We start from the raw sequence: 21,808 nt of genomic DNA, 5'->3' as shown, positions 1-21,808 counted from the left end.
GCCCACGGTCGGCGAACGCCATCTGACTGACCAGCAGGTACGGATCGCCCTGGCCGGCCAACAGATGATGGAACAGGATGCCGTCCTGCAGCGGCGACAAGCCATAAATGTCCTGGATGTTGCCGACCCCACCCGGCACCGTGCCGACGATCCGGTCGATCTCGCCCTGCGTCAGCTCGATCAGCGGCAGCATCTCTGGCGTGATCGCCGTACCCTGCTCGCTGATCAGGTTGGCCGGGACCACCACCTCCTGATGGCTGCCAAGGCTTGCCGCCAGATCCGCCAGCACCGGCTTGGCGAACAGGGTGCGCACCTCGACCCCAAGCGACAGCGGCCGCAGCCGCTCCGTCAGTTGCACCGCCAGCAGCGAGTGGCCGCCCAGTTCGAAGAAGTGGTCGTGCCGCCCGACCCGCTCCAGCCCCAGAAGCTCCGCCCAGAGCTCTGCCAGCGCCGTCTCGATCTCGACACATGTATCGCGATGTTCGTAGTCCGCCCCCATGGACGAAACCTCCGTATGAGTTGAAAGCAGTGGTTTGCCACGCAAGTGGTTGCAGATCCTATGAGTCCTGCGCGGATTTTGCGGAGCTAGGCGGTCAATCGCAGAACACCAACACCATCTCATCACGTATGACTATCGTTGGCAATCCTAATGGATTAGATCCATATGGCCCAAAGTCCAAGGCGCGTGTAATTGCTGACAGATCTTGCGCAGCTCGATCCCATCGCGGACAGCCCGCGGCATCCGGGCGTCGAAATTTCGAAAAATAACTTCTTTCCCCCTGCGCCAGCGGACACGTGATAGTCCACCGAACTTGAGGCCAGCTAGAAGCTCTTGAAAACCCTTGATCGCGGCTTCATAACACTTGAGCTCAGCGTCAGTGCACTATCGGTAGAGACAACCGGTATTTTGCGTTGGATCACTAGATCACCAGTATCATCAGATACCACCGGCAAAGCCGGTGGCTTGAAATTGTGAGCGCCTCAAAGGCGCCCATAAAGGCGTGAGCCGCCGGTAGCGGCTTACTCCATGACCAGCTTATCTGGTCGCACCGCGCGTCTTCTTCCTCCTGATTGCGGATGTACGCTCGTACCATGTGCTCGTCCAGTGGAAACGAAGTCGCCTCGGGCCCAAAAGTGCTCGCCGGTAAAATTGCGTTGCCGGCCGCCGTACTTCCGGGCTATCTGAATTGCACTCTTGCCCTTGATGTACCCGTCACGTTCGATACCGCATATTTAGGCGGAATGCTCAGGCACATGTGAACGTGATCCCCCATCAGGTGTCCCTCGACGATTTTCGACTCCTTGTGGGACGCCAGTTCATGATATATCTCTCCGAGCTGCCGCCGCAACGCGCCGAATATCTGTTTCTTGCGCCGCTTCGAGATGAACACCACGTGATACTTGAAGTCCCATCTCGTGTGGCTCAGGCTCTGATACTCTTTCATCGTGAATCTCCTTCTCTTGGCGGAGATAGGAAATTCACGCCGACCGTCGTAAAGGTCAAACCTTGGTGAGTCCACCGGCACAGCCGGTGGCTTACCTCACTGAGTTAAAGCTAGTAAGCATGAAGAATGCCAGTCGGAAGTCGTATAAAAGCGCTAGATCAGCCGGTCGCGCCGCGTCGTGAAGGCACAAGCGGCTATAGCGTGTGCCCCCGCGGCAACGTGGGACCACGCCGTTCGCAGTGCGAGTTGAACTGCAATCCGTTCTCGTCCGACATTTGTAGATAATGTGACAAGAGATCAATCCAACAGTAGCGCTCCTCCGAGCGTGGATTTTGTCGCGATAAGGGCAACGGTCATAGCAACGCGCGATATCATCGTAAGCGGTAGTTTCTGCCGCGCCTAGCGCGGCCGGGTCAAGAGGATCAAGTTGCGTCCGCAACTTCAACATTGCGGACGCAACTTATGACTGACACACAAACTGATTTTGACTTTCTTCCGCTGCAGGTAATCGGTAAAACGGCCAACGGCAAGAACCGGCATCCGAACAAAAACGCGGGCTGGGTTCGACGGAAGTACTTCCGATCCGTCCGTTTCCGGCACTGGGTGTTTGGCACGGAGACTGGCAAGACGCCCGGTTCGGGCGTAGTCCGTATTGAAAGTGTCACCGTTGCGACAATAAATGCGTCACTCCACGACCTCCTGACTCGTTGAGGGCCGCAAAGCCTTGCAGGGCGATGGTTCGGCCATCGCGAAATAATTCTGCCACCGAAAAGGGGCAGTACGCCCTGTGCCACCACATCTTCTGCCTGAAAATCCCACTTTCGGGCTCGCCTGCCGTTGGACACATTTTCAATGTCAAAACGGCATAAAGTCGAAGTCTGGGGCAACGCTCACGAGCTTGCAGCGCTTCAGCCAGAGCTTCAGATTCTTGAGATCTTCGAATGCGAGGAGATCTTGCTCAAGGGTTTGGATGTTCAGTTGAAGCGCCTTGAGATCGCCCGCGAGGTTGCGCAGGACCGTATCCGGAGAAACAGGTTCGAACGGATCGATTCCGTAGGCGTGACGAAAGGCCGACTCGACATGAAGTATCTCCTGGTCGAGTTCACGGATCTGTTCCTTCAGGACCACGTTGTAATGTTTCAGCCGCTCCTCGCTCATGCTGTTCAGGGCGTGCTGGTCGATATGCTCGAGCTCCAGTTGCAATTCCAGCAACTGCAGCAGGTTGTTCTTCTGGTAGGCCTCGTTGACGCGCTGCATCAGCCGGGTTTTTCGCTCCCGCTCCTGCGGATCGGTTTCGCGATCCGGATGCAGCTCGCTGGCGAGTTTGCGGTAGACCTCGCGAATGGACAGGCTGATCTTCGACTGCTGCTCCTGTACCCGCGCTTCGGCGGCCTGTTGCCGGGATGATTTCTTCCGCTTTGCGCGCCGGGCATCCCGTTCCGCATTCTGGGCATCCCACTCCGTCTGCGCTTGCTGGAAATGAGCTCCAGCACGTTCCAGCAGGTCTTCCGGCGAACTCAGGTCGAGATCGTCCCCCAGATCGACACCGAAGACCGTCTCGAACATGAATTTCATTTCACCGACCTCAGTGGCCACCTCGCTGTCGTAGCTCGTGGGGCTGTATTTGTCGTAGATGGCTTTGAGACCGTCTCCTTCGTCATCGCCTTCGCCGATCAGATCTCCTACCAGATCAACGATCACAAGTGCAACCTTTCGGCGTTCGGCTTTGGTCAGTCGATCGTAGGCACGGTCCAGGCAATGCACCATCCGGATCTGCAGCGCAGACGATTTCTGTTCAAGCGGGAGAAGTTCGTTGACGTACTGCTGCTGGAAGACGGGCGTAACCGATTCCCAGGCGCGAAGCCGCTTGCGTCGTTTCTCGATCTGCCTGATTGCCGAGTTGAACGCTTTTTGCCCTTTCGACAGGGCTGCCCTGTTGTGATCGTGAGCAACGGCGACGGACCGTGATGTCCTGGTCATGGGAAATTTCCGCGGAAGGCAAGAGAAGGCATCCATTTTACCCCGCCGACCCAACGTGGGAATCGATCTGTTGATCGGCACGGATGCGAATTTTTACGCCGCCCCCGCTAACCCCTATTAGCGATATAGCTGCGCTTTCCGCTCAAACACGCAGCCAGCAAAAGGTTCCACACACCATAACCTGTTACCTATACTGGGGAGATGCCCAATTCCTCCACACCAACGTCCGATTCGCGGCGCCGCTTCCCTCTCCGCGTTGCGTGAGCGGTTGACGTTTTCTCAAAAAATCGAAGGGTAATCGACGTATCAAGATAAGTTTTCTTATATTAAGGTCTACTCAGGCAACGGCCCGATGAAACCACGATGAATCCCATTCCACAACTGCATAGGAATGCGACCTATATGTTGAATCTTTGGTCCTGACCGATTTTCGTCAGGTATTGGAACTGGCCCTTTTGGTGTTCACTCGCCCGGTTACAGCTGATTCCAGCCCCCGTCGAATCCAGGCACACGACCGCAGCCGCGGACTCTTCCCGGCATTTCGAGTTACCGGCGAGCTGCGCTGCGGCCCTGGCGCGACGCTGCGATCGCTTCGCGCAGATCCTCCAGCATCGCACTGACGTGCACACCCGCGAGATCACGCGCGGCCTGCGCGGCACCAAGTTCGCGGCGCAGTTCACCCATTTCGAACTCGAGCTGACGGATCCTCGCACGTGCATCCTTGAGCGCGGCCGTCGTCAGCTGCAGCTCGCGTGCGCTCTCGTCGCCCGCATTGGATGACACCCGTTGGACGGCCCGTGCATGCAGCGGCGCGACGCTCTCGCGCAGCAGTTCGCGCAACAATGGCGTGAGCGAGGCGCGCAGCGCGTCAGCATCGACGGTGACGGGATGTCGGGCGTCTTCACGTTTCCTGCGCTGCGCCACCGCGGACAGTTGTTTTACCGCGGCAGCCGTTGCTACGCGCGAGTCAGCAGGAAGCAGCGCGGACGCTTCGGCAGCCGCCTGTACGGCGCCACGCTCGAGCGCCTGCGCGCGCAACACCGCCGACTGGATTGTCGGCGTACTGGGGCGCCGACGTACTCCGACCTGCGGCGCGACATCCCGCAACAACCGACCGTAGGTCGTGGCGCCATAGACACGGCCCGTCGTAGCGCGTACCGCCGCAACGAGCCCGTCCAGAAAACCCGTGTTGTCCTGTGGGAAGTGACGGTCGAGCACCGCAACCGCACTCGAGATTGCGCGCACCTGCGAGTCGCTCCATTCGATCCGGGGTCGTCCCATTTGCCGAGCCCTCAGAACAGCAACGCCTGGCGTGGATCGCGCGCGGGCGGCCGGGAGGCGGTGGCCGCCTTACGACTGCGCGCGGAGGCGCGGCGCTGTGCAACCCGGCGCAGATGCGCGATCAGGGACACGATCTCGACCCCCGCCGTAAGTGTCAGCGCAAAGCGGCCAATCTCACCCGGCGCAGTCGCCGAACCTGCGCGCAGCGACGGCTGCAGCGCCAGGCGCCGCGCGCGGGCGAGCAACTGGCCGCGGCTCATTCCGGGCCAGCAGTCGGCGACGAACTGGCGGACGGTGGCGGGCAGTGACTCGGGGGCGACATCGCCAGGCAGCGCCAGGGCTATGAGTTCGAATGCATTAGCCATCGTGGAACCATCTCCTTCTATCACCTCACGCGAATCGGACTGAGCGCTGACCACGCGGTCGCCGCCAGCGACGCGTGCAATCCAGCGTCGCTCCAATTGTGTCACCTAAGGTATAAATAGTGCGCATTATTATACCTCTTCTCATCACTGCCTGGCACCGCCACCTGGATACGGCAAACAGGCAGGCCTGTATAAAGGACCCACCCGCGCTGGATCACTTCGGTACGCTCGCGGCTTCGCGCATAGCGACGGCGGGAAATCAGGGCAGCGGTGCGCTCCGCCACATGCCGAACGTACGCAGCTAAGGACACGGGATTCCAACATTGCAATTGGCAAAAGGTGAGCTAGAATCAGGTGCATTCTTCACCGGGAGATTGCTCACCATGCAAATGGAAAGCTGGGTCGGGACAATCGAGCGCGAATGGCATCAGTTGCGCCACGCTGACCCTACACTGGATGTCGAAAAGTTCTCGCGCCACGTCATTGCGGCAAACAAGACTGGATTCCTGTCACCGGAGTCACTCGCGGCGATCGCAAATGCACTGCTCACCAGCACGTTAAACCGCGCACCCCATCTGGGCCGCTGGTTGCTGGAGCGTATTGGCGCGAACCGCCATCCCGCCTGGCGAATGGCCATGGCTATTTCTCTCGTCACACCAACAGGAGGAGAGGCGGACTTTGGCAGAGGTAACGCGATTCTTGAAGACGTGATGAAGGACGAGACCGCGGACGGTCGTCTGCGCGGCCTGGCCGCCGCGGCGCTTGCCGACAGTGCACGGCTCGGGCGCGGCATGCGGGTGGACGCAATCCGTGCGCGCTCGCTGTACGAGCAGGCCATTGACCTGGGGCACAAGGCCTCGGCACACAATCTCGGACTTTTCTGGGAAGGTGTCTGGGGTGCGGAAGACAATGGCGTTGTCCGGGACCGCACAAAGGCCATGCAAAGTTATCGACGCGGTGGCGAAGATAAACGTTGCCAACGCCGTCTGGAAGCGCTAGGTTGAAACCCTGCCGGCGTGACACCCCGCGCGAAACGGTGTCTCGCTTCGAATCATGGATGACATTTCAATGACTGTTTCCTCCTTTGCGCCACCCTTTTGCGGTCAGCCGCTCCACCGCTGCGCTTTTATTCGCGATCTCTGATCCTGCGAACGACCGCAAAGCATGTTCGGCCACCAGGCCTAAGCCGTTACGTGAGCGACGGCAATAGCCGGCAGTGTGATCAGACCGGCTCCGATGGTCCCCATGATTGATTGCAAAGTGCGTTAGTCTTGCGAGCGACCACTGTCCGACAGAATGGGATGCTGCGCCTCCCATTCGCGACGGGTCTTTGCCAGTTCATCAGCAAGTAATTGTTCGTCGGGAAGCACGGTGTGATACTCCGCGGCAAGCACCTTGTTTGGCAGGCCGTCAAGCGCATAGCGCGCGATTGCCGCGTTAGTTCTCGCGCAAAGGATCAGGCCGACCGGCGGATTCTCATCAGGTAAAGTCCAATGTTCCTTGGCGTAATTGCAGTACATATGCATCTGGCCGACGTCAGCATGATTCAGCTCGGTCAGCTTGAGATCGATGATCACCAGACACCGCAGTCTCCGGTGAAAGAAGAGCAGATCCACGCGAAACCAGCTGTCGCCGATACGTAACCTCCGCTGCCGCCCGACGAATGTGAAGTCGCCGCCCAGCTCAAGCAGGAAGTCCTCAAGCCGATGAATGAGCGCTTCTTCAAGGTCGCTTTCGGAGTACTCGTCCTTCAGGTCCAGGAACTCTAGTACATAGGGATCCTTAATTGCTTCTTCGGGCGTCACGGTGTCGTTCGGTTTAGCAACGGCACCCTTTTCGAGCATCGCACGCTTGTCTTTGGACAGCAATGTCCGCGTGTAGAACTGAGTGCCCATCTGGCGTTCGAGCTGTCGCACGCTCCAGCCGCCTCGTAATGCTTCCGTTTCGTAGAACGCCCGCTCTTCGGGTGAACGTGTCCGTCGCATCAGCCGCACATAATGCGTCCAGGACAACGGAAAGCGCTCAGCCAATTGTTGAAGCGAGAAAATCCGAACCGGTGATTCGGATTTTGCCTTAGCCGCCCGCGTCCTGGATTTCCGAATCGCTGATTCGGAAATCTCACCCGGCGGATAGCTCTGGTAGAACAGGCGCATCAATTCCAGATTGTCTGCACCGAATCCGCGCCCGAACTGCCTCGTCAGATCTGCGGACAGTCGGTTCAGGAGCGCCTGCCCGTAAGCCGCACGCCCCTGCCCGCCCTGCTCAGATTCAACGATCCAACGCCCGACCAGCCAATATGTCGCCGTCATCAGCGCATTGATACTCCGCGCCGCGGTCCGGCGCCCCTCCTCCAACAGATCGACCACGTCAGCGAGCGTGTCGCTGTAGGCGCCTTCGGGCAATATTACTTCATTCATTGTTTCGGCTTTCACTAGTCTCATCGAAAGGAGGATACCCGACTGGAACTCCTGAAACAGCCCCGCGTTCACCTTCGCAAGACCAACCCATTTTGACATGCTGTCGCCGACCCGCGGCTTGCGCAACAGAGCCATGCGCTCGAACAGCATGGACCGGGTGCGCGCTTCTCAGGGCTCTAGGCCATTCTCTCCGCGGCGCGGAGAGAATTTCCCTGCTGGCTATTTGCGGAGCGACGAAGTAGCTCTCGTGGCGCCCGCAACTTCGAGGCAGAAGGGGAAAATGACGGTTAGTTGCATTTTCTTATCTCATGCCTTCGAGATTGCGCTCGCACCGCACGTCGCGAAGCCACCGCGCTCCGGCGTCCACACGGTGTGAAATGGTCTTGCCGGATGAAGCACGATCGCGCGGGAGCTTGAACGCACGCGGGCGGAATTGGAACGGCGCGCCAACGGCGGCTGAAGTCGCGTCGCTCGTCAAGGGCGGCGGCATAGAACGAATTCAATCATTCACTTCGGGTCGGCGCCCTCATAGTCGCTGCCTGTCTGCCCGCATTACACCCGACCTCAGTCAAAAAGATCTGGGCCGGAGCGATCCTCGCTTAACTGGGGAAGCTTTCCGGCACGGACTCGCTCAAGCAGATGTGAAGGTAACCAAGTTTCCTCCAGCGCGCCGATACCCTCTTCGATGAGTCGTTGGAGGTGAGTAGACCCGGGGAGTCGCACCCCGAGTCTCTCGCAGGTAGGGTCGAGAACTGGCGCGCGCACGGTAGGCTCCGGTGGCTTCTCCCTCGCTTTCGCGATGGGCCTCAATCCGGCTGCCATGGTCACGTTTCCAGCTCCCGCCACGTCAAACGCAGCATGCGGTTTTCCCGCACTACGCTTTCCTGTCTGCTTCACGTCAAGGTTTATGGGGCCTATCATGCCGGGGACGCTTTCAGTGCGGCAGCACGACGAACCCGGTAGCCGTTGAACAGCTTCAGTTCGTCATATAGCCAGCACCTACTCCACGTCTTCCAGCCGAAGCCTCGACGATTCCGGGATCGACCCATGTGGCGTCGAATCTTCTTCTCCACCCAGTCCTTGATGAAGCTAAAGCACTCGCTGGAATGTCCAACAGCGAAGTAATTCACCCAGCCTCGCAGCACCGGGTTGATCAGTTGCACTACCCGATTCACCGGTTGCGACTGGTATCGCCGGAACACCTCCTTGAGCTTGCGCAATAGCGCCGTGCGTTTCTTCAACTTCGGCGTAAAGTGCGCTCGCCACACCTGTCGCCCGATACTGCGCAGGCGTCGGAAGTCAAACCCCAGGAAGCCGAAGCTCTCTGCGCGGTCCAGATCCACGGTGCGACTCTTCTCTTCATTAACCTCGACCTGTAGTTTGGCAAATTCTTCCCGAAGACGCCGGCTCACCATCCTCAGCAACCACGCATTGCGCGGATGAGCATCGATCAGCACGACCAGATCGTCAGCGAAACGGGCATACTCGACGTAGGTGTACTTCCCGCTACGGGTTGACCCTTTCACCCGCTCCAGCATCCGGTCTACCTCCGTGAGGTAGATGTTGCTGAGCAGGGGCGAGATCACCCCGCCTTGCGGAACGCCTTGTTTGCCCGACGCCGTTAGCATCAGTTTCAGCAGATGCATGACGTCGTCGTCCCTGATCCGACGCGCCACTTTTTCGAGCAGTAGATGATGCCGAACTGTGTCAAAGTAGGCGCGTAAATCGAGGTCTATGACGCGGGTCTTGCACTGAACAATCGCCGTCGCCACCCGATGCACCGCTTCGTGCGCGGTACGCTTGGGACGATATCCGTACGCCCCCGGTTGGAAGTCTGCCTCGAAGATCGGCTCCAATATGAGCTTGAGCGCGCCCTGGACCACCCGGTCACGGATAGCCGGAATCGAAAGGACACGGACCTTGCCCCCGTCCTTCGGTATTTCCTGCCGCCGCGATCGTAGCGGTACGTAGGTACGCCCGATCAGTTCGTCCCGTATCCGTTCGAGGAACGCCTCCACGCCTTGCGCCTCGATGACCTCAAACGTCACCCCGTCGATACCCGGTGCGCCGTTGTTCTTTCTGGCCAGCGCATACGCTTCGCGCAGCGTTTCCATCTTGCAGACATGGACGTACAAACCCCAGAAACGCCAGGACGGTTCAGCCTTCGCCTTGACGTATATTCCCCGCCTCAGGTCCTGCAAACTGCTGGACGCCTTTGTCATCTCGTCCTTGCCTCCCATGTTGTCGAGGAAGTTACAAACAGCAGGGCCCCTTCGCTCCACCAGCGTTACCCGGCTTCACAGCTAGTACGGACCCATCCGCCACCCTCTCGCCTTCGGTCCACTTCCCGGGTTCGCCGGTTATAGGACCTACCTTGCTCCGGCGATTTCGCGCCGGGGCGAGGAGGGCTTCTCCAGTTGCTCAGCATGTCCTTGTCATCGTGCCGTCGCTTCCACCCCGCCGAAGTGGAATAGCCGTATCGGTCAGATTTCGGCTGCCCATGCTGCCTTCGCCTTTTCGGGTGCAGGCTCGGCCTTCGGGTCTCTTCACTTTCGAGGCCACATCCACGTTCATCTTCATTACGGCCCGATGACTCGCACGCCCCCCAAGGAGACGGTCGTCGATAGGCTTCAGAGTCTTGGTTTCCCGCCACCCTGCTATCCAAGCTACGGAGCTTCTGACTTCTACTCCGGCAGGTTTATCTCCTGCTGAACACGCCAGCCTTAGCTGGACACACAACCGAACGTGAGTCTCTCGACTCATTCGGCTCCCGTTATCCAACCGCTACCCCGACGACACGCCAGTGGACAAACAACCGGGGGTGGACGCGCTGCATCTTACGTAGCCATTCCGCACTACGTCGCTTGTGCTGCCGCAACCCCTTGTACTTTCTCCGAGCCCACCGCATAAGCCGTAGGTCGAGGTAGCTGAAGAGGCTGCTCATCGCCGTCCGATAAAACGCCCCATAGTAGTTCCACCACCCTTGTATCGTCGCGTTGCATTGCTGCGCGAGTTCGGTCAGCGTCTCCGATGTTCGACGGTGTATTCGCCAAACTCGAACTGTCTGTCTCAGCCGCTTTAGCGCCTCATTACTCACCGCAGGCAGGAAACTGGTGAATCGCCGTTGGTGTTTGCTCAAGGCGACTCTCGGTCTGAACGTAAAACCGAGGAACGTGAACTGCACGTTCGGATAACTGCCATTCGATTGCTGTCCTTGCAATACACGATCTTTGACTTCTCCGGGTGCATCATCAGACCACACTCTTCCAACCGTGTTGCAATCGCTCGCATCACCGTTCAACGTCGGGCTCGCTGTCCGGTGCGTCCGGATCAGCGTGCGAGGCGCCATCCTGATCTGGACGGGATAGATCGCCCTCAGCAGATGGCTGCGGATTACGCACGACGTCGCGCAGTTCGTCGCGCTCCCATCCCTCGCGCTCGCGCTGCGCCGTTCGGCGCTCCTGTGCCTCGGCATCGAGTTCGGCACGCCGCAACTGCCGGATGTGCTCGAGCTCCGGCTGTTCGAACACGACATGTACCCGCAGCTCGGCTGCCGCACGCGCCGCGGCCGCCTGGAAATCCTGGGGCCCGGTGAGCGACAGCGTCGAGCCGAATTTCTGCTGGGCGAAGCGCAGTGCAAGCTCAATTGCCTCCCGCTCGCTGTCCCACAGGCGCAACGTGCGGCCCTCGTCGACGAGAAACGCCGTACCGTCCCGGCGGTATTCGACCTCCCCCGTAGCCAGTACCTCGTAAGTAATCGACGGACCACGGTAGATGATCTCGTTGCGACCGATCGTTGCCGGCCCAGCGCCAGCCGACGGGGATTCAACATGACCGCCCGTCCGTCGCCGGCACCACCCGCATGATCCGTCCGCAGCCGCACCTGCTGCATCCGGCGCAGCTCACGCAACGCACGTTCATCGCCTCCCTGTGCCCGCTCCTGCAAGAAATCCCGGTACAGATCGGTTATCGGCCGGCCACCGGCTCGCGTGAGCGCATCACGTTCACGCGCGATGCGATCGCGCAGCACGGCCTCGGCCTCCAGTCGGGTTACCCGGGCGGCAGACAGCTGCTCCCGCCGCTCCTTCGGTCGCATATCCAGGCGGTCCGCAAGCGCATTGCGTGTGCTATAGAAGGTCGCCTTGATCTCGCCACGCCGTGTATTCTCAAGCTGCGTCTGTTCATCCCAAGCGCGACGCATCCCGGCACGATACGTCGCGCGCCATTGCTGGAACTCGCCCCAGAGATCCCGCTCGGGAGTATGACGTGGCGCGTGTTCGGGACTGCGCCCTGTCTGTGCGCGGTAGGCCTCGCGCAGCAGTTGCGCGGCCTCTGCCCACGAAAGATTCATCTCCTTCGTGAGGAAATCCGACACATTCAGATTGCGTGAGCCGGCCTGGATCCGATCACCTCCGTCCGCGCCCTTGCCGATACGGTACTTCTCGACAATCAGCCCATGGGAATGCGCGAGTGTGGCGAGCAGCCGGCCTGCATCGAGGGTCACGCGGATCTCTGCGAACTCGGAGCGCTCGCGTGCGCGGCGAACGTTGCGCGACTCCACGAGGTCACGCGCGAACTGGTCGCGAACCGTATCGGCCTCCCGGCCGGTCGCGGCCCGCGCACGCGCATTGAAGCGCCCGGCCGCGTTGGCGTCGGCGGTCGCGGCGGTCTCGAATGGCAGCGATCTGATCGCATCGAGCGACTGGACGTCGGCGAGGCTCCGGACCTCGTCCCGTGGCCCCAGATCCGCCGGCAGCCGGCCGCCGCCGAGTGTAGGGTTCAGACCATACGGCACACACTGGCCGAAAGGTCCGCTAGCGCGCACGAACTTGTCTGCGGCCGTCGCGGCGAGCCGCGCGCGGCCAGCATCGTCGGCCGAATCCCACCTCTCATACATGCGCGACGTGATCGCGTCCAGCAACGCATGCCTTGAGTCTAGCTGTTCTCTTCCCGTTCGCTCGCGATCGCCAGTCCATCGCAATGCGTCAATTCGGTCGGCTTGCTGGTTTCCCAGCTCCAGTAGTGCATCAGCCGGCAGAAGCATTTGAGGTCGCGTGGCGTCGCCATCCACACCGCGGCCGGGCACACCTCGCACACGGTGTGGGGTTCGGGACGGCGCGCGGGGTCGATCGAAGCGAGCGTCAAGGTCGTGATCCGCCCCACGTCGCCACCGGCCCCTGACGTCGGGCTTCCCGGGCTCCGGCTCGTGCCATGGCGGCCGCCCCCAATCTCGCCAGTCCCCGGGTCCACCATCGTTTCGTCGTAGTCGCTCATTCAGCCCTCCTGCTTCCTCATAGAACCGCTGCTCACGGTGTTGGAGAATGCGCCGCTGCTCGGCCGGCGACGCCGCCTGATAGGTTTTGTAGAAGCTGCTGCCGCTATTGAGATACTTGATCTCCCGGGCACGTGTATCGTTCCATTCGAAAAGCGCATCGAGATAGCGCCGGGGGGTCGCGCGCGGCACGCACGTTTCGATGTACTCCGCGTGAACATTGCGATCGAGCGCTTCGCGCTTGCCGTCGGCGTCGAGTTCGATGAACGCGCGCGAGAACACGAACTCCTTCAGGTTCACGCCTTTCGCCGCGCCCGCCGGCTTCACGTTCTCGTATTCGCCTTCGCGCCCCGCGTTGCGCGTGCGTGTCACGCCGAACTCGATCAGCATCGCCCGGAAATCCTCGTAACGTGTCACGTCGCGCGACAGTACCGCGTCGAGGATCGCGGCCTTCAGTTCGCGGTTCATCGGCTCGAACACGTCGCCCTTGTAACGGCTGATCATCTCCGACGGATCCGTAAATTTCACCCGCCGGTTATCCTTCGGACTGGCGAACCCGTACTTCGCGTTGATGTGCTCTTGGAATGCCTCGAGAAACCGCTCGTTATGATCGACCTTCCCGAACGGGTAAAGTCGACGCCCGGTCAGCAGATTTATTTCCGGAATCACGACATGCACATGGACCTTGCGCTCGACGAGCTCGCCGCTGCGCCGGTCCGCGTAGCTCTTGAGCCGGGGCACGTGTGCCTCGGCGTAAAAGTTGTATTCATCCGGCCGGTAGGCGGCAAAGGCGAATGCCTCGAACTCCCGGACAATCTCACCTAGAAGCTCGCGCGAAACCTCGTCTTCCTTGAACGACAGCGTGACATTGATATAGCGCTCCGCCTCCGTATCAATCGACTGAATGATGCCGTAGGTCAGATCGACATCCCCTGCGAGAATCACGCGCTCGTCCATCTCGTCGCGCTCGAACTCGCGGTCCTGCTTCTGGCCCTGCTCCAGATAGGCCTTGATGCCATCGTGATAGCCGCGCACCCGGATCAGCATGGGGCACGTCTCATCAGCACCTCGTGCCGGGCCAGCCGCACCAGCGACACTCGACACCCGGGTACGAAATAGCCTCCCGCAGACAGTATTGGGCGGCGCGCCTCGCGCATGGTACGCACGGTGCTGCAATCGGCGCGCATCAGCACTTCGTCCTCGCCTGTGGTCATCGACAGGCAAAGCCGCGTCTCGAGCAACATGACAGGCGTCGCTGCCGCTATGCTCGCGCAGACGCGCTGATGCTCCGATCGCACTGGCACCACTGCCCTCTTTTCGGTTGCGTCGGTGAGGAGCGCCCGCGGTTCCTGCATTCATCTCTCCTTGTCCTATTCGACCTTCGCGAGCGTGGCCTTCAGATATCGGGAGACCATCTGGATCTGGTTGAGCAGCTGCTCGTAGGTCGCTTCTGACAGATTGCCACTCGCGTGATCCGAGTTCGCCCGGTGAGCGATTTGGTTCAGGTTGTTGCTGGCCTGGTTAAAGATGTACAGAAGCCGCCTGCGCTCCGGACTGGCTGACGGTCGCGCGATCACCTGCGTGCGGTTTGTCAGCACCGCTTGCCTAAAGAACTCCGATTGCGTCAGCCCGCTTCGTGTCACCTTTTCGAGATAGGCTGCACGGTCCGCCTCCGACAACCGGAACGCGATCGGCTTTCCGAGACCTGCCCCATCGCTGCTCTTCTTGCGCGGCATCGTCTACAACCCTCCGGGGTGGGTCCAGTCTGCCGACTGCCCAGGAAGAATGAACCGAGTCTCGTCGCCGTGGATGGTATGCGCGCGGAATTCGTAGTCGGGCCAATGGGCCTGGCATTCGTGCAGTGCGCACATTGCCTGGTCGCCCGTCATGGGCTGTGTATAACCCGCCCACGGCAGGTAGCACGGCCGACTGCCGCGCTCCTCCGCCCGCGGCCAGATCACAAGCTGGATCACCCATTCGCTGGTCGGAATCATGGAACATGCCTCCTTTATGCGTTTCGCATACCAGGCAGTGCTTATCGTCGATGGCAAAGCCGTCGAAACGATCGCCGCGGGGCGGTGGCCCGCGTCGGGGTTTCAAAGGGGCTTGGCCCCTTTGGCACGCAATATTTTACGAAGCGCGTAGCGTTGCGTAAACATATTCGACGTGCCTCACCCTACAAAATCTATAGCAAACACTCTAGCACCCATATAGCAGGTTTCAAGCATTACTTTGCATAACTAAAGCTTTACTGAAGCTTTATTCATCACGCATTTTTGACTATTTAGCACTTTTATAGCACTATCAAACGGCGTTGACTCTCCGCAGACCTCGCCATGCCGCTCACTGACCTCACCAGCGTCGCCGAAGACCTGCTCGATGCGCCCGCAACCAGCACCACCCGCTCTGAAACCGCGCAGCTTGCAGATCTCATTGAACAGATCGATGCGGCCATGGCGCGAGGAGTGTCCAGGCGCGAACTCCACGCCCGTTTGCAAAAGCGGGGCCTCACAATGAGTCTCGCGGTTTTCGACAACGCCCTGCATCGCATCCGCAAACGCATGGGCCGACGCGCACCCAACCGCGCACGCACGCCCATCAGCCATCCTTCATCGCCCGCACCCACCCCTGCACCCGCCGCCCCTGTCAGGCAGATAGCACCCGCGCCGCACGCGTACATGCCTTCAGCTTCCCCACCTCGCGCGTGCATCAGGACGCTCGACGAACTCGCTGCCGAAAACCCGCATCTCTCGCGCATGCAGTTGATCAAACTAGAAGCGCAGCAATACGACCCGCCGCTGCTTTCCAGCAATGGACTCGACGAAATAGCACGCAAATACGGCAGCCCGCCCAAGCGCTGAGCCGTGCCGCACCGTCGATTGCGCCCGGTCGGGAGCGCGGCGCGCGCAACACGCATATTTCTGCACGCGGGCCACCTAGCATTGCAGAGGAGCCTGAGTAATCTGGTGTGCGGTCGCGGCTGATCTTTTCTCCCCTTCCATAGCAAAAAGCCGCCGGGGTGAAGGACCCCAACGGCTTCTGCTGGCTCATCTCTCCGTCGTTCACGCGTCTACCGCGTCCTCCTCTGCCTCATCGGTGCCGCTATCGGCGTCGACCTGGTTACCGGGATCTTCGTCTTCACCGTCGTCATAACCGTAGATTCGATATTCCGGCACCTCGCGGTTACGCAGCACTTTGGGCAGCCAACCCGACTCCGACAGCCGAAGCTGCGCAGCCGCTGCAGCGCCGCCCTTCTTCATGCCGCGTAGCTCCGCTGCAGCTTCCGGTGAGAGGGCATCGCTGATCACCTCTTCGATGCGCGCCTTCGGTACGTGATCGAAGTAGCTAGCACGCGTAGGCTTCCAGTAATACGCCATGTCCGTTTCCAGCACACTTGTAACCTCGTTGATGGCGTGGGCACTGTCCGTCCCGCTGATACCGTCGAGCGTCGCCGCTACGCAGAATGCAAACAGCCGGGAGATGACGTCCGCCTCCTGCTGCAGCAGCCACGCCAGTAACCCATCGCGACGCTTCGGGAGCACCCCCGCCCATTTCGCACGTTCGCCCTCGAGCATCTTCCAGGCGACGCTCTCTGCCATGTTGTCGGCGTTCGACACCAGAGCATCTCGTGACGTGTGCGCGTCGATCCGGATCGCGTGCTCCGCAAATTGTCGCGAATAGACTTCCCCGAACACGACTGGAACCAGGCGGGTCATCAGCGCAGCCATCGCCACGCTGGGCCGCGGCATCAGTTCCGCCTGCACCGCAGCCGTCCGGTGGGTTCTGTCGCAGTAAGGAAAGGGAGTCAAGCAAATGCAATATACGAAGGATGACTTATGATGCCAGAGAATAAAATTGCTGGGCGGCGGACCGCGCAGTTTTGCTCGAACATTTCATCTGTCCTTTCTTGATCATGTGCATCAATTCGATGCCACTCAGAATGACGCGCGCGCAGTTGAAATCCTTGAACCCGAGCATCGGTCGGATCCGGCGTTTGATGGCCCGATGGTCCTGCTCGACGATGTTGTTCAAATACTTGATCTGACGAACCTTGATGGGCGTCTCGCGCTCGGCATTCACCGCGTTAAGCGCAGCCAGATTGGAGCCGCTTTTGTCGATGGTTATCGTCTCGGGCGAGCCGTTCTGACCGATTGCCTTTTCGAAGAAGCGCCGAGCAGCAGCCTTGTCCCGCTTGGCCCTGAACAGAAAATCGATGGTGTTGCCCGCCTTATCCACTGCCCGGTAAAGATACTTCCACGAGCCCTTAACCTTGATATAGGTTTCATCAACCCGCCAGCTCTTGCCGACCGGCCGCTTGTGCTTGCGAAACGTCTTTTCGAACAGCGGTACCACCTTGACAACCCAGCGATGCACCGTCGAATGATCGACGCCAATGTCGCGCTCAGCCATCATTTCCTCGAGATTGCGAAGACTCAGCGAGTAAGCAACGTACCATCGCACGCACAGCAGGATCACTTCAAGCGGATAGTGCAGCCGCTTCAGAACCTTGGCGATGCCCGGAGCAAGCGTCGTTCGTGGCGTCAGTATCTTCTTCATCGTTTGGCCAAAGCGTTCTCGTCAGCCTCGAATTTTACCTCCCTCGCGTTAATGCGACAGAGCCACTTGTCTGCGGCCGTCGCGGCGAGCCGCTATGACTGATTACCTTTTGAAGCACCAAGTCGGATACGTATGTTTTGAACCGGTAAGTGGGACGCTCGTCCTTGAAGAAACCAGAGAAATCCATCCAGTCGATGCTGTCTTCCTCAAGGAACCTGAGGTAAGCCACTAGGTCGTCCACCGTCGATGCAAGGTCGCGGGTCGACGCAAGAGAGTCGAAGGCCTTCTCGTGCAGCTTGTGCCGAATCCACAAGTTCGCTTCGTACCACGGTGCGCCGTCGTTGCGAACAATTATGGGGTATTGGCCGTAAGCGGATCGTTTCCATATCGGAGCACCGTCTGCGCGGTTCGCTTCCTCTTGGACGTGCATTGGGCGTGCGAAGTAATGCTTGCCATTTGGAAGATCTACCCGCATCGCACCGGGGTCGCCTTCATCGCACGTGACCGTTTCGATGTAGCGAGGAAGGATGATTCGTCGGGCATACGCGTTGGCCATGGCTCGGCATTTGAATTGTTGTGATTCGTAGCTCCCAGTTTATACGAATGCCGACAATGTCAATTTCTTCCTTGGTGGGGCATGTAGTCCTAGTAGAGATTAGTGGGGCATACCCGAAGACCCTCGGCTGGTGCATCCGCGTCGAACTGTCCGACGCGAAACCATCCGTGATTCACGATGGGTACCTTCGGAAACGTGTCGACTTTGGGGATGCGGTATCGGCGCCGCAGTCTGTGGACTTCGAACCAGGCTGATACCGCTGGAAACGCATGCGGCGCGTAGTGGTGCATGGACAGCATGAAGTCGATCGCGACCAGTTGTGACGGCGTGATCATCTCGAACTGCACGTCGCAGAGGTCGCGGTTCTCGGGCGTATCAGGAATGAGACCAGCCGCGAGATCCGCGTCGTGCTGTTCGGCGCGCTCAATTTCGAGCGCGTCGAGCGTGAGCAGGTAGCGCAACAGGTTCATGCGCTCCGAAAACGACAGCACATCGGGCTGCACACGCACATATCCGGCAGAGCTCAGCGACCGACCCACCAGCTCGCGGCGCTTCAGATCCCATTGCGTTGCGAGCAGGTAATTGCGGAAATCGTTGAGGCCCGCCATGTACGCATGCTCCGGCTCACGGATCATTGATTCGAGCGACTTGTCCCGATCGCCAACGACACAGCAGAACACGCATCCGAATCGCGAGCCGCACGCCGTTCGCTGCCCGCTTTCTCCGAGGACGACCCCGCACATGCCATCGTTGCCGGCGCGGTACAGGTCTGACAGACGTTCGATTGACCGCACCGAAAAGGCGCAGGGAAACGGACGCTTCGCCTCGTCGGCAAACAATGTCAGCATCAGCCAGACATCATCCACCGACCAGTCCCGCAGGGGTGAGATAGCGAGCGCGTTATTCGCGTCACGCGTTGGCGCAATCGCGCTTTCCCCCCTCACCAGCATGGCCACGCCGCGCGAGGTGCTTTCGGCAATGCGATTGCCGAGAACGGTACATATCTCGCGGTCGCCCCGGGCCGTCGCATCGCGCTCGAGCGCCGCGCGCAACCGCCCCTGTGGGATGAGCTTCCAGTCCGTCGCGCACAGTCTCGTGCGTTTGCCGGCACGCACGCCGTTTTCCACGGTGCGCACCAGCGTGCCGCGACCGATGGTGGAAACGACAAACTGCATCGCCAGCGACGGCATCGCAATGTGTGTCGTCACGCCGAGCCCATATGCGGCCGCGTGCTCGTCGACCTCTTCCAGCATGGTCTCGATATGCCGCGCAAGACTGCTGTTTTCGATCGTGGTGTTGGCCGATGAGATGTAGTGCGCGGGTTGCGCGAGGCCTGCATCCGCGACGCGGCGCACGGCTTCTAGCATGAGAATCGTCGCGCACGTCGAGTCCTTGCCGCTGGCCGTGCCGCACAACGGATGGCCGGCACGGATCAGGCCCATGAGGACGGCGATCGCGGCCTCCATCTTTTGAAGAATCTCGTCAAACATGATGGCTCCGGGTTAATGGAGCCCGCCCCCCTACGGGAGCGGCTCCCACAGGGGTTAATGAGTTGAAAGGTCAGTGAGGCAGTGCAGACATCTCGTCGATCATCTGACGGTAGGTGATGAGGCCTTCCTGATGCTTCTGCATGAGCGCTGCGCGGCGTACGCCCCGTGCCCATCGGTCGGTCGCTCCGATGCGATCGAGTGCTCCGGGATCGGTCACGCAGTAGCCCATGCGGAGCATTTCTTCGATCGCCTCGTTGAAGGAGTCGAAGCAAAGATGACCGATGAACCCGTCCAGGTCGAACTGCTGAATGCGCCACGCCTTTGAGCCTGACGCATCCGGAAGCACGAATGCCCAGGACTCGCGATCTTCCATGCGGCACTCGATACCGGCTGGATCACCGTCATACGAAGACATGAGACGTTGGTAGGCGATCTGCAGCGGACGGGCGATGTCACGCAAGTGACGCCCGAAATCCGCGGGAACCCGGGTGGATGCTGTGCAGACCCGCTCCCAGGAAGCAGAACGGTAACGATTGGCGCTGCGTTGAGTGCTTTTCATGAAGGCTCCAGTAGGACGGGAGCCTTCCCCGGCGGGAGAAGCTCCCAAGGGGAAAAAGAAGCCCGCGAGGCGGGCAGGTCGATGCGCCTGTGGCGCAGAAGATTCACAAAGGGTAATTCCAGTGCGCGGGCGTGACCACGGGGAAAGATGCGGAAATAGTGGTCTCTTTCGACCGAAGACGAGCCGCAAATCCGGCGCCGACCGCGCGAGCACCAAAGAAAATGCCCGTCGGGCGGACCCCAGGACGGGGACGCTCGACGGGCGGTTTCATGGTAGTAGCGGTTAGCTGGTCCGGTATCCGAACCTCTCCAGATCGGGAAGACCGCCAATGGAATGGATAAACGCTTCAGCATCCACACCATTTTTCGCAGCCATGCCCCGAAATTCGTTAATCCTTTCCATTGCGTGCCTGATCGCCTCTTCCCGATCCTTCAGTTCCAGTGCCAGGAAATGGCCGTTCCCGCGCGCCAGCTCAACTCCCTGAAGCGCGGCTTCATGTTCACGCAACCGGCTCAGCGCCCATTTCACCCGGTCCCGGACATGATCAGGAACTGCGTTGTTCATGTCCGGCAAGTGAGGACCGCATGGATGGCGCAACACCCCGGCAAACTTCTGCAACATGGCTTCCTGCATCGGCACCGTGAACCTGCCATTCATCTGCACGGCGGCAACCCAGTCCTCGCCGTCCAGAAGATGATAGAAATTCGCGTCGCCGTCCGCTCTGACCCGGATGTGTGGAATCGGCTGCACACCGACCGGGGTCGCCTGGCGATTCGCGATCCATTCGATCAGCGAAAGCTGATCGCGTTTCCAGTCGATCTCATCGTGAGGGTACTCGAAGCGCTCGCAAAGCAGCCGGTGGAAGTTTTTGAACTCGTGGTCCGGCGATCCACAATCTCCGCTTTCCAGCAGAGCGGTAGCCCCGAAGCGAGTGTCGAGCTCATGCCCTTCCTTCCGGATATGCTTCATCCATTCGGCGGCCGACGGCAGTTGAGATACGAGTTCGACGATGCGACCGTCGATGCCGGCGTGCGCATCGACATAGGTATCGTTGAGAATCGCCGCCTGCAGGTCGAACAGGAAGACCAGCGCATCGACACCGTAGGTCTCGGCGATCGCTCCCAACGTTTCCACTGCGTTCAGCAGCTCGCGCATGAAGCGTGCGAGCAGGCCTGCACGATGCATCGCCACGATTGCCGCGGTCGCAACGTCTGCGGCTTTGCCGGGATCGTCGGCGGGAATATCGGCCTCTGTGATCGCCTGTGAGTGAACGAGACTGCGCATGACATCGTCTAGAAAATCACTGCATGAGAAGGTCAATTTCGGCTCCTTAAAGAATGCCGCGCAGACCTCCCCAACCGGGAGGTCTGCCCGGTCGGGGTAAAGAAAATTTCGATGGCGGCAGTCAGGCGCGACGAAGTTGCCGGTCGAATGGCGACAGACTATTGGCTGGTACGCGCGTCGGATGTTTGTGAAGCGCAGCTAACGACTGCTGTTCCCAGAGCAGGCATACAAGTGCAAGCATTGCCCCGATCACGGTTGCGGCTGCGATCTGCTTATTCATGGTCACCTCCAGGTTTGCGCACGAAGCCCCGACGCTCTTTCGAGGCCGGGGCTTCGCGCGATCAGGAACAGGTTTGCGGATGCGCGGCCGGGAAGACCAGGACGCGACCATCCTTGCAGAGAACAAAGTCGCCCGGCTCGCCTCGCGGCTTGCGGACAACGATCGTCGGTGCTGGCCTGGCCGGCTCAACGTGTGCCACAGGTTGAGCCGTGCAGGCGCACAGCGACGAACTGCCTGCTGCGATGAGCAGCAACAACAGGTTTTGCATGGGATTCCTCGTTATAAAAAAGACGAGGGAACGCCCCTGTGGGGACGTTCCCCA

General features: G+C 60.0%; 19 protein-coding genes and 3 pseudogenes. 3 read left to right on the top strand and 19 right to left on the bottom strand.

Features of this window, described 5'->3' with window-relative positions:
• Positions 1-463: pseudogene (locus ACLFKU_RS34090) on the bottom strand (phosphopantetheine-binding protein); the annotation flags it as partial.
• Positions 464-1,037: 574 nt separating this feature from the next.
• Positions 1,038-1,445 (bottom strand): annotated as a pseudogene (gene tnpA / locus ACLFKU_RS34085) (IS200/IS605 family transposase); the annotation flags it as partial.
• A 462-nt stretch (positions 1,446-1,907) separates the two neighbouring features.
• On the opposite strand from tnpA, the gene ACLFKU_RS34080 reads away from it, so the two are divergent.
• A complete protein-coding gene (locus ACLFKU_RS34080; RefSeq protein WP_410852055.1) occupies positions 1,908-2,156 on the top strand; it encodes a hypothetical protein in 249 nt (82 codons plus the stop codon).
• A 144-nt stretch (positions 2,157-2,300) separates the two neighbouring features.
• On the opposite strand, the gene ACLFKU_RS34075 is transcribed toward ACLFKU_RS34080, so the two are convergent.
• The 3 genes from ACLFKU_RS34075 to ACLFKU_RS34065 form a co-directional block, all read right to left on the bottom strand.
• Complete coding sequence (locus tag ACLFKU_RS34075) at positions 2,301-3,425, bottom strand: molecular chaperone DnaJ (protein ID WP_410852054.1); 1,125 nt, start codon at positions 3,423-3,425, stop codon at positions 2,301-2,303.
• Between the two features lie 546 nt (positions 3,426-3,971).
• Positions 3,972-4,706, bottom strand: coding sequence for a hypothetical protein (locus ACLFKU_RS34070; RefSeq protein ID WP_410852053.1), 735 nt, complete (start codon positions 4,704-4,706; stop codon positions 3,972-3,974).
• Between the two features lie 11 nt (positions 4,707-4,717).
• Positions 4,718-5,071: a hypothetical protein gene (locus ACLFKU_RS34065; RefSeq protein ID WP_410852052.1), complete on the bottom strand. Its 354-nt coding sequence runs from the start codon at positions 5,069-5,071 to the stop codon at positions 4,718-4,720.
• A 323-nt stretch (positions 5,072-5,394) separates the two neighbouring features.
• Between ACLFKU_RS34065 and ACLFKU_RS34060 the strand changes: the two genes are divergently transcribed.
• Positions 5,395-6,075, top strand: a complete 681-nt coding sequence (locus ACLFKU_RS34060) for a sel1 repeat family protein (RefSeq protein WP_410852051.1) — start codon at positions 5,395-5,397, stop codon at positions 6,073-6,075.
• A 261-nt stretch (positions 6,076-6,336) separates the two neighbouring features.
• Here ACLFKU_RS34060 and ACLFKU_RS34055 read toward each other — a convergent pair whose 3' ends face one another.
• The 6 genes and pseudogenes from ACLFKU_RS34055 to ACLFKU_RS34030 all read right to left on the bottom strand — a co-directional run bounded on the left by ACLFKU_RS34055 (position 6,337) and on the right by ACLFKU_RS34030 (position 14,754).
• Complete coding sequence (locus tag ACLFKU_RS34055) at positions 6,337-7,488, bottom strand: PDDEXK nuclease domain-containing protein (protein ID WP_410852058.1); 1,152 nt, start codon at positions 7,486-7,488, stop codon at positions 6,337-6,339.
• Between the two features lie 917 nt (positions 7,489-8,405).
• Positions 8,406-9,728, bottom strand: a complete 1,323-nt coding sequence (ltrA, locus tag ACLFKU_RS34050; protein WP_410852050.1) for a group II intron reverse transcriptase/maturase — start codon at positions 9,726-9,728, stop codon at positions 8,406-8,408.
• 533 nt (positions 9,729-10,261) lie between these two features.
• Entirely contained in the window at positions 10,262-10,837 is a 576-nt protein-coding gene (locus ACLFKU_RS34045; RefSeq protein ID WP_410852049.1) for a group II intron maturase-specific domain-containing protein, read from the bottom strand.
• A pseudogene (locus ACLFKU_RS34040) lies at positions 10,779-13,807 on the bottom strand (LPD7 domain-containing protein). Before ACLFKU_RS34040 ends, ACLFKU_RS34045 begins: the two are co-directional and overlap by 59 nt.
• Positions 13,808-14,130: 323 nt before the next feature.
• Positions 14,131-14,496, bottom strand: a complete 366-nt coding sequence (locus ACLFKU_RS34035) for a plasmid mobilization protein (RefSeq protein ID WP_410852048.1) — start codon at positions 14,494-14,496, stop codon at positions 14,131-14,133.
• 3 nt (positions 14,497-14,499) lie between these two features.
• Positions 14,500-14,754 (bottom strand): hypothetical protein, encoded by a 255-nt coding sequence (locus tag ACLFKU_RS34030; RefSeq protein WP_410852047.1) that lies wholly within the window; start codon positions 14,752-14,754, stop codon positions 14,500-14,502.
• A gap of 342 nt (positions 14,755-15,096) precedes the next feature.
• On the opposite strand from ACLFKU_RS34030, the gene ACLFKU_RS34025 reads away from it, so the two are divergent.
• Positions 15,097-15,621 (top strand): hypothetical protein, encoded by a 525-nt coding sequence (locus ACLFKU_RS34025; RefSeq protein WP_410852046.1) that lies wholly within the window; start codon positions 15,097-15,099, stop codon positions 15,619-15,621.
• Between the two features lie 201 nt (positions 15,622-15,822).
• On the opposite strand, the gene ACLFKU_RS34020 is transcribed toward ACLFKU_RS34025, so the two are convergent.
• The 8 genes from ACLFKU_RS34020 to ACLFKU_RS33985 all read right to left on the bottom strand — a co-directional run bounded on the left by ACLFKU_RS34020 (position 15,823) and on the right by ACLFKU_RS33985 (position 21,754).
• Entirely contained in the window at positions 15,823-16,524 is a 702-nt protein-coding gene (locus ACLFKU_RS34020) for a hypothetical protein (protein ID WP_410852045.1), read from the bottom strand.
• Between the two features lie 70 nt (positions 16,525-16,594).
• Complete coding sequence (locus tag ACLFKU_RS34015) at positions 16,595-17,317, bottom strand: IS6 family transposase (RefSeq protein ID WP_410852044.1); 723 nt, start codon at positions 17,315-17,317, stop codon at positions 16,595-16,597.
• A gap of 34 nt (positions 17,318-17,351) precedes the next feature.
• Positions 17,352-17,873, bottom strand: coding sequence for a hypothetical protein (locus ACLFKU_RS34010; RefSeq protein ID WP_410852043.1), 522 nt, complete (start codon positions 17,871-17,873; stop codon positions 17,352-17,354).
• 89 nt (positions 17,874-17,962) lie between these two features.
• Positions 17,963-19,126, bottom strand: coding sequence for a hypothetical protein (locus ACLFKU_RS34005; protein ID WP_410852042.1), 1,164 nt, complete (start codon positions 19,124-19,126; stop codon positions 17,963-17,965).
• 307 nt (positions 19,127-19,433) lie between these two features.
• Complete coding sequence (locus ACLFKU_RS34000) at positions 19,434-19,922, bottom strand: hypothetical protein (RefSeq protein WP_410852041.1); 489 nt, start codon at positions 19,920-19,922, stop codon at positions 19,434-19,436.
• Between the two features lie 282 nt (positions 19,923-20,204).
• Entirely contained in the window at positions 20,205-21,242 is a 1,038-nt protein-coding gene (locus tag ACLFKU_RS33995) for a hypothetical protein (protein ID WP_410852040.1), read from the bottom strand.
• An 85-nt stretch (positions 21,243-21,327) separates the two neighbouring features.
• Positions 21,328-21,486: a hypothetical protein gene (locus ACLFKU_RS33990; protein WP_410852039.1), complete on the bottom strand. Its 159-nt coding sequence runs from the start codon at positions 21,484-21,486 to the stop codon at positions 21,328-21,330.
• Positions 21,487-21,547: 61 nt separating this feature from the next.
• A complete protein-coding gene (locus ACLFKU_RS33985; protein ID WP_152854852.1) occupies positions 21,548-21,754 on the bottom strand; it encodes a hypothetical protein in 207 nt (68 codons plus the stop codon).
• Positions 21,755-21,808: the final 54 nt, after the last annotated feature.

Source organism: Paraburkholderia sp. EG304, from assembly GCF_046543485.1.
In the GTDB taxonomy this organism is placed as follows: Bacteria; Pseudomonadota; Gammaproteobacteria; order Burkholderiales; family Burkholderiaceae; genus Paraburkholderia; species Paraburkholderia youngii.
Note: the sequence above shows the minus strand (reverse complement) of the source record. Positions and strands in the feature narration are given on the sequence as shown.